The organism is Pseudomonas sp. YNh (assembly GCF_037993085.1).
Classification (GTDB): Bacteria; Pseudomonadota; Gammaproteobacteria; order Pseudomonadales; family Pseudomonadaceae; genus Aquipseudomonas; species Aquipseudomonas putida.
Genome location: NZ_JBBMRJ010000009.1, coordinates 1 through 13,649, shown reverse-complemented (window position 1 = coordinate 13,649; position 13,649 = coordinate 1). Strand labels below are relative to the sequence as shown.

The 13,649-nt window shown below is 61.1% G+C and carries 10 protein-coding genes and 1 pseudogene; 9 read left to right on the top strand and 2 right to left on the bottom strand.

Translation table 11 applies throughout. The features are described from left to right. Positions 1–34 precede the first annotated feature (34 nt). Genes WF331_RS11470 through WF331_RS11430 form a run of 9 tightly spaced genes read left to right on the top strand, consistent with a single transcriptional unit; the run spans position 35 to position 12,686 of the window. The gene (locus tag WF331_RS11470; RefSeq protein ID WP_284360390.1) at positions 35–949 is read left to right on the top strand and encodes a beta-ketoacyl synthase; all 915 of its coding nucleotides are present in this window, start codon (positions 35–37) and stop codon (positions 947–949) included. Next, positions 946–2,244, top strand: a complete 1,299-nt coding sequence (locus tag WF331_RS11465) for a beta-ketoacyl-[acyl-carrier-protein] synthase family protein (protein WP_284360094.1) — start codon at positions 946–948, stop codon at positions 2,242–2,244. The genes WF331_RS11470 and WF331_RS11465 overlap by 4 nt, the downstream gene beginning before the upstream one ends. After that, the gene (locus WF331_RS11460; protein WP_284360096.1) at positions 2,241–3,452 is read left to right on the top strand and encodes a beta-ketoacyl synthase N-terminal-like domain-containing protein; all 1,212 of its coding nucleotides are present in this window, start codon (positions 2,241–2,243) and stop codon (positions 3,450–3,452) included. Before WF331_RS11465 ends, WF331_RS11460 begins: the two co-directional genes overlap by 4 nt. Positions 3,453–3,491: 39 nt before the next feature. Next, on the top strand, positions 3,492–6,362 hold the full coding sequence (locus WF331_RS11455; RefSeq protein ID WP_340622927.1) for an aminotransferase class III-fold pyridoxal phosphate-dependent enzyme: 2,871 nt from the start codon (positions 3,492–3,494) through the stop codon (positions 6,360–6,362). A gap of 9 nt (positions 6,363–6,371) precedes the next feature. Then, positions 6,372–7,109, top strand: a complete 738-nt coding sequence (locus tag WF331_RS11450) for an SDR family NAD(P)-dependent oxidoreductase (protein ID WP_284360101.1) — start codon at positions 6,372–6,374, stop codon at positions 7,107–7,109. Next, positions 7,106–7,870: an SDR family NAD(P)-dependent oxidoreductase gene (locus WF331_RS11445; protein ID WP_284360102.1), complete on the top strand. Its 765-nt coding sequence runs from the start codon at positions 7,106–7,108 to the stop codon at positions 7,868–7,870. The genes WF331_RS11450 and WF331_RS11445 overlap by 4 nt, the downstream gene beginning before the upstream one ends. A gap of 2 nt (positions 7,871–7,872) precedes the next feature. Next, positions 7,873–9,156 carry a DUF1302 family protein gene (locus WF331_RS11440; protein ID WP_284360103.1) on the top strand — a complete coding sequence of 428 codons (1,284 nt, stop codon included), beginning with the start codon at positions 7,873–7,875 and terminating at the stop codon, positions 9,154–9,156. A gap of 50 nt (positions 9,157–9,206) precedes the next feature. Continuing rightward, on the top strand, positions 9,207–10,043 hold the full coding sequence (locus WF331_RS11435; RefSeq protein WP_284360105.1) for an outer membrane lipoprotein-sorting protein: 837 nt from the start codon (positions 9,207–9,209) through the stop codon (positions 10,041–10,043). 33 nt (positions 10,044–10,076) lie between these two features. Further along, positions 10,077–12,686 (top strand): efflux RND transporter permease subunit, encoded by a 2,610-nt coding sequence (locus tag WF331_RS11430; protein WP_284360106.1) that lies wholly within the window; start codon positions 10,077–10,079, stop codon positions 12,684–12,686. A gap of 69 nt (positions 12,687–12,755) precedes the next feature. Here WF331_RS11430 and WF331_RS11425 read toward each other — a convergent pair. Both WF331_RS11425 and WF331_RS11420 read right to left on the bottom strand, forming a co-directional pair. Then, a pseudogene (locus WF331_RS11425) lies at positions 12,756–13,022 on the bottom strand (MerR family DNA-binding protein); the annotation flags it as partial. Positions 13,023–13,081: 59 nt separating this feature from the next. Beyond that, positions 13,082–13,649: IS256 family transposase (locus tag WF331_RS11420; protein WP_340622926.1), on the bottom strand; the 568-nt coding region annotated here is incomplete at its 5' end.

Sequence of the window (13,649 nt, the reverse complement as noted above, 5' to 3'; positions counted from 1 at the left end):
CCATTGTGTTGCAGCGCCCGCCTTGCCGGCGGGTGTGTACGACCGCAAACTGTCCCGCAGCCTCGAGCCTCAGGGCGCGCGCCTGCTGTATTGCGCCGGCCGTCTCGCCGAGACCTTGCGTGGGCTGGACCTGCCCGACGAGCGGATCGCATTGATCGCTGCCATTCCGGAAGTGGATGGCCCCAGTTCGTGCTGGGATGCGGTGCAGGCCATTGGTGCACAACCTGCAGATCTGTTGGCGCAATTCTTTGCCCATACACCGCCGCTGCATGCGCTGATGATGCTCAATAGCAGCGTCATGGCGCACGCGGCTGAGGCCTTGCGTTGCAAGGGGCCCATGGGCGGTTTTTGCTCCCAGGGCAATGCGGGGCTGGATGCTTTGATGGAGGCCGCTGCCCATCTGAGCGAGGGCCGTGCCGATGCTGCCGTCGTCGTCAGCAGCAGTCCGAACATCACCCCCGCGTTGTACCTGCGTGACGCTACTCACCCACCTGTGAACCCCGGCCCGTGGGTTTTCGGCGAAGGTGCTGCGGCACTGTTGCTGACGACCAACCCGGGCAGCGGTGCTCGATCTGCGTTGCGTATCGCCGGGTTTGCCCGGGGTTACAGCGCGCAATCCGAGCGTGGACTGGCGGTTGGTCGCGACGTCATCGAGCGTGCTTTGAGCAACGAAAAACTGTGCCTCAGCGATGTCGGGCAAGTCGTCGCCGATGCACAGGATCCGCAGATTGCCGCGTTGTTTACCCTATCGGGGCACACCCTTGAACACTCCAAGGCGTTGCTAGGTGACTTGGGCGCCAGCGCCTTGCTCAGCGAAATTGCTGTGACCTGGGCACTGGATTGCAGCCGTTACACGCTGTTGCTGGAACATAGCCGAGGCGGGCATTGGGGCGCGGTGCTGCTGGCCAGGACGTCGTCGGACACAGAGACAATGGAGAGTTACCCATGAGCCTCACACGGATCGTGATCACGGGCATGGGCGCCGTCACCGGCTTCGGTTTCGAGTGGCAGTCCATGTGGCAAAGAATGTTGGACGGCGAGCATTGCATTCGGCCATGGCAACCGGAAGGCGTCGAGGCGGGTGCGTTCCCCGTGCGTTACGCAGCGCCCGTGGACATGGGCTTGATGCCGGCACACTTGAAAGACCATCCGGCTTGGGGATTGGCGCTGGAAAAACGCACCCGCTTTGGATGGGTCGCGGCCACCCAAGCCATTGCCGATAGTGGTCTGAGCCCCGAACAGTTGCGTGGCGCGGCGGTATTGTCAGCGTCCGGCGCACCTGCTCATCGTTTGCAGGACATGCTGCTCAGCCTGGCGGATAACCCGGCGCAGGCGCCGTCCTGGGCTCAATTGATGGCGCGACAGGCGCAGGTCGATCCTGACAGTTCACTGTGTCAGAGCAACGACCGCCTTGCGCGGGTGATTGCCGATGGCATCGGCAGTGAAGGCCCGGTGATCAATATCAGCAGCGCCTGCGCGGGAGCGTCCCAGGCCATCGGCAATGCATTCCAGATGATCCGTCGCGGCGAGGTCGAGCTGGCCATTGCCGGGGGCGCCGATTCGGTGCTGAGCCTGGACACCATGACCGCGCTGTATTTGCTCGGCGCCGCCAGCAGCGAACAGCGTTGGGGCACCGAACTGTGTCGGCCGTTCGACCGCCATCGCAGTGGCTTGATTGCGGGTGAAGGTGGTGGTTTTGTAGTGCTCGAAACCCTCGAACGGGCGCTCGCCCGAGGGGCAACGCCGTACGCCGAAGTGCTGGGTTTCGGCAGCAGCCTGGATGCCTACAAAATCACCGCACCCGACCCGCAGGGCCGGGGCGCGGTGCTGGCGATGCAGGCGGCCCTGACGGATGCCGGGCTGGCGCCGCAACAGGTCGACCTGATCAATGCCCACGGTACCTCGACACCCCTCAACGATGCCGCCGAAACCCTGGCGATCAAGACCCTGTTCGCCGAGCGCGAACATTATCGGCGGTTGCTGGTGACGGCCAACAAATCCCAGTTCGGCCACCTGATTGCGGCCGCCGGAGCACCGGAGTTCATGCTCACGGCCCTGGCCTGCCGGGATGATCGGGTCACGCCGACCCTGAACCTGCAGGATGCCGACGAACAATGCGACCTCGACTACTGCGCCCTTCAAGCGGTCAAGCGCAAGGTTGACGTTGCCCTGAGCAACTCCTTCGGTTTCGGCGGCCTCAACACTTCACTGGCGCTGGGCAAGTACCGGGAGGCGCCGCGATGAAACAGGCGGTCGCGATTGCCGGTGCGGGTTGCGTGTTGCCCAGCGGTTGGGGTGTCGAGCCTTTCTGGGCGGCCGCAACCGAAGGGCGCAGTGCAATTACGGCGCTGAACGCCCGACGGTTCAGCAGCGAACGCGTGGTGGCGTTCGGGCAAATTCAGGATCAGGACCACCAACGCAGCCGACAAGACCTTGCGCAAAACCTTCAGCGTTACTGCACGCCGGCAGTGATCTGGGGTGTCAGCGCGGTACGTCAGGCGTTGGAAGAAGCCGGCCTGGCCGATGAGCCGCCGGATGTCCGTTTCGGTTTGTATTGCTGTCAGGGCGGCTACACCCATCCGTCTCTGGAATCCTATGCCGAGTTGTTGCTCGGCTGTCGGCAGGACGGCGTCGCCGACATGGCGGCGTTCGCCAAACGGATCCTGCAAGACCGTGCCCAGGACCCTTTTCTGGTGCTCAAAGGCTTGAGCAACTGTTTGCTGGGTGTCACCAGCCTGGCGCTGAAACTGGTGGGTGAGTGCAACGCCTATATGCAAGGTGTCGCTGGCAACCTGGCAGCCTTGCGTGAGGCTACGGCCGCTTTGCAGGATGGCCGAATTGACGCGGCAATCGTTGTCGGTGCGGGCAGCGAGCTGGATGCCCTGGCGCTGTCCGGGTTGGTCCAGGCGGGTGTCATCAGCGCCAATGGCTCGAACACGCTGCTGCCGTTTGACCTTCGGGGCACCGGCGGCATTGCCGGGGAGGGCGCGGCAGCATTGGTGCTGCGCCGGCGCGAAGACCTGCCGGCCGGTCCTCAGGCGTGCCTCGCCGACATGACGGCCCATGCCTCCCTCGGTCGCTTGAGCCTGCCCGACAGCCCAACCGATGTTTTGGTGTGCAGCGGCACCGGCGACGCGCACAAAGACCGCGTGTTGTGCCAGACGCTGGCCCTTGCACGCGCCTCGCACATCACCAGCGGGTTGGCGATCAACGGCATTCTCAGCGCGGCGCCGAGCCTGGTGGATCTGATGCTTGCGCGTTGCGCATTGCAGGCCCAAAGCGTGCCGCCGATTGCCGGTTTGCAGCGACCAGTGGCGAACCTGCCGTTCATTCAGGGCGCGCCTCACGCCGCGAGCCTTGCGCACTGCCTGGTGCTGAACCGCGACGACAACGGATTCAGCGCCGCCTATCAAGTGCTCTACAGCGCAAAGGTCACTCAGGACTGCCGCTGACTACCGCCTCTTTTTTAATTTTCAAGGGATATGACTGTCATGGATTATCGCGATTTCGTTCGGCCCAAATTCGTCGGCCTGCTCCAGGCACTGGGCCTGGAGTGTCAATTTGAGCGCGCCCTCGGTAGCCAGTTGTTCTACCGCAACCCCAAGGGCGACGTGGTCACGGTCACCGACTTTCTCGGCGGTTACGGTGCGGCACTGTTCGGCCACAACGACCCACAGTTTGTCGATCAGCTATGTGCGCTGCTGCGCAGCGACGTGCCGTTCAACGCACAAATGTCGATCCGCGGTGCGGCCGGGCAATTGGGGCGAGCGCTCAGCGACGCCTTCAATCGCGAACTGAAGAACACCGAACGTTATGTTTCGACTTTCTCCAACAGTGGCGCGGAGGCGGTGGAAATCGCCGTCAAGCACGCGGAGTTCCGTCGCCAGAAGAGCCTGCAAAAGCAGTTCGACGACATCGATTTCACCCTGGCCAGCCTGACCGCCAGCGAACACGCTTACCGCGAACTGGATGTGGCGGACCTCGACCTGCCTGCAGGTGTCCTGCCGGCCACCCTGAACAGCGTGACCTTGCGTCAGGTGGTTGAAGCCGTTCGCCAACACAACTTGGCGCAGTTGCACATCGAACCGGTATTTGTCGCCCTGCGCGGCAGCTTCCACGGCAAATTGGTCAATACCGTGCAACTGACCTATGGCCGTCAGTACCGCGCGCCGTTTGCCCGTTTTGGGCTGAACGTCGAGTTCCTCGACCCACAGCAGCCCCATCAGTTGCAGGCATTGCCGGCCCGGCACACGCACCATTGGTTGAGCCTGCAATGGGACGGCGAACACCTGAACGTGCTGCAACTGCCGTTCAGTGCGATTACCGCCGTGTTGATGGAACCGATTCAGGGCGAAGGCGGTATCAACGAGTTCACGGCCGAGTTCTATCTGGGGCTGCGCAAGCTGTGTAACGAGCAACAGTGCCCGCTGGTGGTCGATGAAGTGCAGTCGGGCTTTGGTCGCGCCGGGACACTTCTTGCCAGCAGCCAGTTCAACCTGCAAGGCGACTATTACTGCCTGTCCAAGGCCCTTGGCGGCGGCTTGATGAAAATCGCCGCGACGGTGATCCGCAGCAGCCACTACGAAGGCGAGTTCAGCTACATCCACAGCTCGACCTTCGCCGAGGACGATCCGTCCTGCCATATCGCGCTGTCGGCATTGCGCCGGTTGTTCGCCAATGACGACGCGATGCTCAAAGACATACGCACCAAGGGCGCCTACCTCAAAGCCTCGCTCAATGAACTGAAGATGGCCTATCCGGATGTGATCGCCGATGTGCGCGGGCGTGGCTTGCTGGTGGGTCTGGAATTGCACGACTTGAATGTCAGCAGCTCGCTGGTGCAGGCGTCGGCCCAGTACAACGATGCCTTGGGTTACTTGATCGCCGGTTACCTGTTGCAATTCGAAGCGTTGCGGGTGGCACCGTCGGGCAGCAACTCCAACGTGATTCGCCTGGAGCCGCCAGCCTGTATCACCTTGAGCGAAATCGACGGGCTGATCGCTGCCCTGCAACGGGTCTGCGACATGCTGCGCCGTGGCGATGCGTTGCCGTTGGCGGCGAGTATCTGCGCGGACTCGATGCCCGCCGTGCCAGCCCGTCAGGACGATTTTCGGGTGGCCGAGCCCGCTGAAAACACCGATGCCAAGGTCGAAGTCGTCGCTCGGGTAGCGTTCATCAACCACCTGATCGATGCCGATATCCTCGGTGACGTCGATCCCTCGCTGGCAGCCCTGAGTCCGGAACAAAAACGCACGTTCATCAATCGCACCAAGCCTGAACGCCGCGCTGTGCCAGTCGGCCCGGTGATCATTCGGTCGCGCCTCGGCATGGCGGTAGAGTTCACGTTGTACCCGCTGTGCATGGATTCGGATGCCATGGCCGAGTACATCCTCAGCGGTGACCTGGACAGCATCCGCGAAGAAGTCGGCAGGCGTGTCACCGACGCCCGCGCCGATGGCTGCAGCATCGCCGGCCTCGGGATGTACACCTCGATCGTCACCAACAATTGTCAGGCGCTGAAGATTGCCGACATGGCGCTGACGTCCGGCAATGCCCTGACCATCGGCATGGGCCTCGAAGCCATCGAGCAAGGCTGTGTACAGCAAGGTCTGGCACTGCGCGAGCAAACCGCTGCCGTTGTCGGTGCCGCCGGTAACGTTGCGTCGACCTATGCCTCCGTGCTGTCCGCCACCGTCGATCACCTGATTCTGATAGGCAGCGGTCGTGACGGCTCGGTTCGGCGCCTGGAGAAAACTGCGCAACAGATTTACGCCGACGCGGCCCGTTCGATCCTCAAAGGCACGGCCGAACACGACCGGTTGGCGCAGCGACTGCTGACCCTTGATGGTTTTTGTGGCGTGTTGCACTCACATGGTCAAAAAGCCGACCTCGGTTTGCACATCGCCCGTCTGGTGGATGAGCGCCTTGGCGCGAACGCCTTCATCACCGTCACCAACGATCTCGACGCCCTCAAGCGCGCACGGATTGTCCTGTGCGCTGCCAGTGCGCCTCAGCCGTTCCTCGGTGCCGAACATTTCGCCGAGCGCAGCGTGATTTGCGATATCGCCGTGCCGCTGAACGTCCATCAAGACCTGCCGAGCCAACGCGAAGACGTGCTCTACATGCACGGCGGCATCGTCCAGACGCCGTTCGACGATGGCCTGGCCCCCAACGTGCGGGCCTACCTGAAAAAAGGTCAGCTGTATGCGTGCATGGCCGAGTCGGTGTTGATGGGCTTGTCTGGCATGCGCCAGCACGGCTCCTACGGCGATATCAGCCGTGAGCAAGTTCAGCAGGTCCGCGCACTGGCCGCGACACACGGCTTCACCCTCGCGCAATTCAAAACTCATAACTCACTTTAAGGAGCGGTCATGACTCAGAAAATAGCTGTCGTGACCGGCGGCAGTCGCGGCATTGGCAAGTCCATCGTGCTGGCCCTGGCCGGCGCGGGTTATCAGGTTGCCTTCAGTTATGTCCGTGACGAGGCGTCAGCCGCTGCCTTGCAGGCGCAGGTCGAAGGGCTCGGCCGGGAGTGCCTGGCCGTGAGGTGTGATGTCAAGGATGCGCAGAGCATTCAGGCGTTTTTTGAACGGGTCGAGCAACGTTTCGAGCGTATCGACTTGTTGGTCAACAACGCCGGTGTTACCCGTGACGGTTTGCTCGCCACGCAATCGTTGAGTGACATCACCGAGGTCATCCAGACCAACCTGGTCGGCACGCTGTTGTGCTGTCAGCAGGTGCTGCCCTGCATGATGCGTCAACGCAGCGGCTGCATCGTCAACCTCAGTTCGGTGGCCGCGCAAAAGCCCGGCAAGGGCCAGAGCAACTACGCCGCCGCCAAAGGCGGTGTAGAAGCATTGACACGCGCACTGGCGGTGGAGTTGGCGCCGCGCAACATCCGGGTCAACGCGGTGGCGCCCGGCATCGTCAGCACCGACATGAGCCAAGCCCTGGTCGGCGCCCATGAGCAGGAAATCCAGTCGCGGCTGTTGATCAAACGGTTCGCCCGGCCTGAAGAAATTGCCGACGCGGTGCTTTATCTGGCCGAGCGCGGCCTGTACGTCACGGGCGAAGTCTTGTCCGTCAACGGCGGGTTGAAAATGCTATGAGCCAGGCACGCACGATTGTGATTACTGGCGCGGCCAATGGTATTGGCCGCGCCGTCGCGGAAAACTTTGCAGCCCAGGCCGAGCACCTTTTGATCTTGCTCGATCGGGATCTGGCAACGTTGCGGAGGTGGGTCACCGAGGGCGAATTTGCCGCTCGCATCGAAACCCATCAAGCGAACATCGCCGATCTCGCCAGCCTGCAACTACTGTTCAAGGGCCTGGCCAACCGGGTCGGCTTTGTCGATGTGCTGGTCAACAGCGCCGGGGTCTGCGACGAGAACGAACCCGAAGACCTCGACAACTGGCACAAGGTCATTTCGATCAACCTCAACGGCACCTTTTACGTCACCTCGTTGTGCCTGCCGCTGATGGCGGAGGGTGGGCGGATCGTCAACATGTCGTCGATCCTCGGCCGAGCGGGCAAGGTCCGCAACACCGCTTACTGCGCCTCCAAGCACGGCATCATCGGCATGACCAAAGCCTTGGCGCTGGACCTGGCGCCACGGCGAATCACCGTCAATGCCATCCTGCCCGCCTGGATCGACACACCGATGCTACAAGGCGAATTGGCGGCACAAGCGCGCATCGCCGGGATCAGCCACGAGCAAATCCTGCGCAATGCCAAGAAGAAGTTGCCGCTACGGCGCTTCATTCAGGGCGACGAAGTGGCGGCCATGGTTCGTTATCTGGCGAGCCCGCAGGCGAGTGGTGTCACGGCGCAAAGCCTGATGATCGACGGCGGTGCCGGGTTGGGAATGTAGCCATGGCTCGACTGGGATTGAACCGCGGCCTTTTGGCCGCGCTGGTCAGCCTCGGCTCGCCAGTGGCGATCGCCGAGTGGTTGCCGGAGCATCATGAAGCGGAGATCGGCGTTGCCACGGCCGTGCGTCTGCACGGTGACGACCAGGTCACGCAAAAGGCTGTGTACCTCAGGTTCAGCCTGGAGGATACCTGGGACAGCGGCTACTACAAGGCCAAGGGTCGAGCCCGTTACGACTTCCGTTATGACGGCAACAACCCATACAGCGCGCAAGCCCGGGACGATTACCGGGCGACTGCCGATTGGCGGCACCTTTACTGGGGGCTCTACGTCGGTGATGGCGAGCTGACGGTGGGCTGGCAGCAGGTGGTGTGGGGGCGTGCAGATGAATTACGGGTGCTCGATCAGATCAACCCGCTGGATTATCGCGAGGGTGTGATCGGTCTGTTGGAAGACAGCCGCATCGCCGTACCGATGATTCGCCTGGTACAGCCGGTCGCCGAGTGGGAGCTGGAAGCGCTGGTGATCACTGATTTTGTGAAAAACCAGGCGCCGGCCGTCGGCAGCGAGTTCGATGCACCGATCTTTGCCACACCCGATCCGCAGATGTTCGTGGTCGATTCGCGGCCCGGTTATGACGGTCACAGTGGCTTCGGTTACGGCGCCAGTGCCAACGGCCGGATCGGCACGGTGGATGTCAGCTTCGTTGCCCTCAACACCCGCCAACAGGACCCGGTTTACGCCGTCGAAGGCCAGACCGAGGAGGGCCTGATTCGCCTCGAACGGCAATTCCCGCGCTATTCCATGGGCGGTGCCGGTGTGGCCATCGATGCCGGCCACAGCATCGTGGTACGCAGTGAAGTCGCCTACTTTGACAATTGGCGCGTCACCAATCCTTACCGCGCTTACGGCAGCGACCAGACGGCGATGACCAAGTCGCTGCTGGGCGTCGATTACCTCTTGCGGGATTGGCTGATCTCGACGCAGTGGCAGCATCAGCGGCTGCTCGACTGGCAGCCCGGCATGGTCCAGGACAAACGCGACGACCTGTTCACCGTGTCTGCCGAAGGCTCGCAGTTCCAGGATCGCCTCAAGACCCGTCTGGTTTTCGGCATGTCGCCGCCAGCGCAGGACGACAGTTTCGTTCAGGGGATCTTCACCTACAAACCGGTGGACTGGCTCAAGTTGGGGCTCGAAGTCGATGTGTTCTTCGGCAAGCCCGACCGCCAGTTCGGTGCGTACGCCAACCGCGACCAGGTGCGCTTGTCCGCCGGTTATCTGTTCTGACCACACCGATGCGGTGTGCGAACCACTCAAACAATGAAAAGGAAATCGCGATGTTGCCCATCTTCAAGACCCTGACTGTAAGCGCACTGCTGCTGAGCGCCGCTGCCGCCATGGCAGCTGAAACACGCACGGCCGACGACATCATTCGCCAGGCCCGGGACCGCGACGACGGCAAGAGCTTCATGTCGCAGGTGTCCCTGATCCTGATCGACAAGCAAGGTAACAGCCGTATCCGCGAGTTCAGCTACCTGCAAAAGGATTACCCGGACAGCGACAAATTCACCATGTATTTCTCCGCGCCGAGTGATGTGCGTGACGTCGCCTTCCACATCGAAAACCCGCGCGAGGCCCTGGGCCTCGAAGACAGCCAATGGATGTATTTGCCGGTCAGCCGACAGACCCGAAGGATTTCCACCACCGACAAACGCGGGGCGTTCATGGGTAGCGACTACTCCTATGCCGACCTCGACAAGATTCGCGCCGAAGACTATCGCCAAACGCTGGTTGGCGAAGAGCAGTTGCAGGGCCGCGATTGCTACGTGATCGAGCGTGAGCCGGCGACGCCTGCCGTGCTGGCCAAGACCGGCTACAACAAGCTCAAGGTCTGGGTTGACAAGCAGAACTCACTGGTGCTGCGCCAGGACTTCTTCGACGTAAAAGGAGTGATGTTCAAGCAGATGCGGACCCTGAAGACTGAAACCATCGACCAGATCGACAGCATTACCCTCAGCGAAACCGAGGACTTCATCGCCGGTACGCGCTCTCAGCTGCGCTTCAACCAGTTGCAGTACAACGTCGTGCTGGACGACCGCCTGTTCACGCAGACCGCGATCAAGCGCGGGCTGAAAGCCGGCGACTTGCCGGAATACGCCGTATCTGCCCGCTAAGCGCCGCTCTCGATTCATCTGGAACCCTCATTCATGGAAAGATACCTGAACTTCGTAGAGCGATATGCGCGGGCAATTGTGTTCGTGCTGGTGGCGATCACCGCCTACTTCACCTACACCCTCGGCGCGCTGATGTCGGACACCAATCCGTATCTGCTCAAGGACACTCACCCGGCGCGCAAGACGATCATTGATCTGCAGCGCGAGTTCACCGGCACCTATGACTCGGTCATGGTAGCGCTGAACAACCCCGAGAGTGTCTTCAACACCACGTCGCTGAACGCCCAGTTCGAGCTGTCCCAGGCCATACGCCAGTTGATGCTGGCGAACGATGAGGACCGTGTCGAACTGCAGCGCATCGTCGGCCTGCACAGTGGCGACCCTGATGCCCAGGGTTTGCTGGTGCAGATCCTCGCCGAGGGTTTTTCGCAGAACGATTACGCTGCCGCCAAAGCACTGCGCGACCATGGGATTGCCCGGCACTGGGACAGCCATGACTTGCAGTTCCTGAGCTTTCTTGCCGAGCGGCTTAACCCGATCCAGGAAATGGCCTCGATGGCTGACCTGGAAAACATCAGCTTGAGTGCCGATGGCGAGTTATGGATCCACAAGACCCTGCACGCCCTGGATATGGACCCGATCAAGGTCGAAGCGCAGATCATGGGCAACGAGCAGATGGTCGGTGGCGTCGTCTCGGCGGACAAGAAAGTCGCCATGGTCGTCGCCGAACTGGGCACCAAACAGGACGACGCTCAGGCCCAGTTGCGTGCCTATCACCAGGTCCGCGAGATCATCGCGAAGTACCAGGCCGCCCACCCGGAGTTCACCGATGAGGTGTTCATCGCCGGCATGCCGATCTTCATTGCGGCCCAGCAGGAAATCATCGATCACGACCTGGCGATGCTGTTCCCGATCGTTTTCCTGTTGGTGACCTCTCTGCTGGTTTTCTTCTTTCGCAAACCACTGGGCGTGGTGCTGCCGCTGTTCAATATCCTGTTTTGCACCATCTGGACCCTTGGCCTGATGGCGCTGCTGCGTGTGCCCATGGACTTGCTCACCAGTGTCTTGCCGGTGTTCCTGTTCACCATCTGTTGTGCCGACGCGATCCACGTCATGGCCGAGTACTACGAACAGCTCAATTCGGGTAAGTCTTTCCGCGAGGCCAACCGTGAAACCCAGCGCCTGATGGTCACGCCCGTAGTTTTGACAACGGTCACGACTATTGCGACGTTCCTGATTTCCACCACCAACAACATTGTCAGCATCCGTAACTTTGGCGTGTTCATGTCCATCGGCCTGACGGCGGCGCTGATCATCTCGTTGCTACTGATTCCGGCGTGGATTTCGATCTGGGGCAAAGATGCCGTTCCGCGCAAAGTGCAACTGAAAGCGTCGCTGATCTCCCACTATCTGGTGGTGTTCTGTGCCTGGCTGATTCGCTGGCGCAAGCCTGTATTGCTGGTGATCCTGCCGTTGTTGGCGATGATGACGGTGTTCACGTTCAAGGTCGATATCGAAGACTCGGGCATTGCCTACTTCAAGAAGGACAGCCCGGTGCGGACGTCCGACGCGTTCATCAACCGGGCTGGAGTCGCGGGTACATCGCCGGGCTGGATCGCGTTCGACACCAAGACTCCGCGTGGCGCGCTGACCACTGAAACCGTGCAGTTCCTCGAACGTCTTGACCAGTTCATCAAGGCCCAGCCGAACGTGAGTTACACCTATTCGGTGGCGACCTACATCAAGCGCATGAACCTCGTGCTCAACGACATGAACCCTGCTTTCCTGCGGGTGCCGCAGGCGGTGGAGCAGGTGACGGTGGTCGATGATGACGGCAAACCGGAGACCTTCGATGTCGATGGCAACTCGCTCATCGAACAACACATCATGATGTTCGAGAACGGTGGCGGCACTGACTTGCAGAACGTGCTCAATGCCGATTACTCGAAGGCGGTGACGCTGTTCACCATGACCTCCTCTGTGGCGGGCGATTACCAGGCGATGCTCGATAAACTGGACGCCTGGCTGGCCATCAACAAACCGGCCAACCTGCAGGTTACCCATGCCGGTACGCCGTACATATGGACTGGGGTGTTGCAGGAAATCACCCAGGGTCAGGTGCTGAGCTTCTCGCTGGCGTTGCTGGCCGTGACCTTGATGATGATGTTCTGGCTCAAGTCAGTCCGCCTGGGCATCCTCGGCATGCTGACGTTGCTGACCACGTCGGTGACGGTGTACGGCAGCATGTACCTGTTGGATATCGAGCTGAACATCGGTACCACACTGGTGACGTTCCTGGTGGTGGGCGTCGTGGATTACGCCGTTCACCTGCTGTCACGGATCAAGATGCTGGTGCAGAAGGGCATCGAGATCGACGAGGCCATCCTGGCGGCCATGCAGGGCGTCGGGCGCTCGACGGTGGTCAACGTCGTGATCTTCTCGATGGGCTTTGTCGCGCTGCTGTTCTCCGCCTACAAACCCGTCATCGACCTGGGTGTGTTGGTGATACTGGCGCTGTCATCCAGCGGCTTCATGACCATTTTGTTGGTCACGCTGATTTCGCCGTGGTTCTTTGCCTCGATTGTGCCGCAGCCAGCAGTGCAAGAGGGCGAGCAGCCGCGGGGTGGGGCTGTGCCAGGCTAAATCGCCGGGGCGCCTGCGTGCTGAAAACGGCACGGGGCGCCATGGCCGTTCAGGGGCGGAGGAGCGGATTCAGCGGGCTTTTTCCAGGTGTTCGAACTGGCATTGCATCTGAGCATCTTTGAGGCTCAGCTCAAACTCAACCAAGCCGTCATGCACTTGCTGCAAGGCCTGGATTTGCCCCATCAATTCCTGCTTTTTGTTATCTATAGCCTGCATGGCCAGATCCCAGGGCAACTCCTGGCCGCGATGATCCTGCAGAATGGCCTGCATTTCCTTGAGCTTGAAACCGAGTTGCTGAGCGCATTTGATGAAGGTCAGCAGTTCTACGCTTTGCTGGCGATCGTGTCCCAGGAAGTGGTGTAACTCATCATGGCTCTGGCCACTGAGTTTGCCGTTTAGTTGATCACGGCCGACAGCTTGGCCTGTGGATTATCGCTGACTGCCTCAAAGGCCTCCAACTGCATGTAACGCCGTTGCAGGCACCACTCGTCGTTCTGCTCCAGCAGCATCGCGCCTACCAGCCGCGTGATTGCAGGATCGTTGGGAAAGATGCCTACGACGTCGGTGCGGCGTTTGATCTCCGCGTTAAGCCGCTCCAGTGGATTGGTGCTGTGTAATTGCTGTCGGTGCGCTTTTGGAAACGCCATATGAGCCAGCACTTCATCCTCGCAGCCGTCCATGAGTGTCGCGATCTTGGGGTATTTTTCGCGTAGCTGATCTGCGACCAAACGCCATTGCTGATGGCATTCGGCACGGCTGTCCTGGGCGAAGACCGTGCGCAGCAGCGCCGCTACCATGGTGCGCTGGCCCTTGCCGACATGGGCCATGGCGTTGCGCATGAAGTGCACGCGACAGCGCTGCCAGGTCGCATTGAAGACCTTGGACACAGCTGCTTTCAGGCCTTCGTGGGCGTCGGAGATGACCAGCTTCACGCCCCGCAAGCCACGTCGCATGAGGCTGCGC

What these genes read in the sequence shown, in the direction of transcription:
- WF331_RS11465 (WP_284360094.1), top strand. Translation starts at nt 946, where the DNA reads ATGAGCCTCACACGGATCGTGATCACGGGCATGGGCGCCGTCACCGGC.
- WF331_RS11460 (WP_284360096.1), top strand. Translation starts at nt 2,241, where the DNA reads ATGAAACAGGCGGTCGCGATTGCCGGTGCGGGTTGCGTGTTGCCCAGC.
- WF331_RS11455 (WP_340622927.1), top strand. Translation starts at nt 3,492, where the DNA reads ATGGATTATCGCGATTTCGTTCGGCCCAAATTCGTCGGCCTGCTCCAG.
- WF331_RS11450 (WP_284360101.1), top strand. Translation starts at nt 6,372, where the DNA reads ATGACTCAGAAAATAGCTGTCGTGACCGGCGGCAGTCGCGGCATTGGC.
- WF331_RS11445 (WP_284360102.1), top strand. Translation starts at nt 7,106, where the DNA reads ATGAGCCAGGCACGCACGATTGTGATTACTGGCGCGGCCAATGGTATT.
- WF331_RS11440 (WP_284360103.1), top strand. Translation starts at nt 7,873, where the DNA reads ATGGCTCGACTGGGATTGAACCGCGGCCTTTTGGCCGCGCTGGTCAGC.
- WF331_RS11435 (WP_284360105.1), top strand. Translation starts at nt 9,207, where the DNA reads ATGTTGCCCATCTTCAAGACCCTGACTGTAAGCGCACTGCTGCTGAGC.
- WF331_RS11430 (WP_284360106.1), top strand. Translation starts at nt 10,077, where the DNA reads ATGGAAAGATACCTGAACTTCGTAGAGCGATATGCGCGGGCAATTGTG.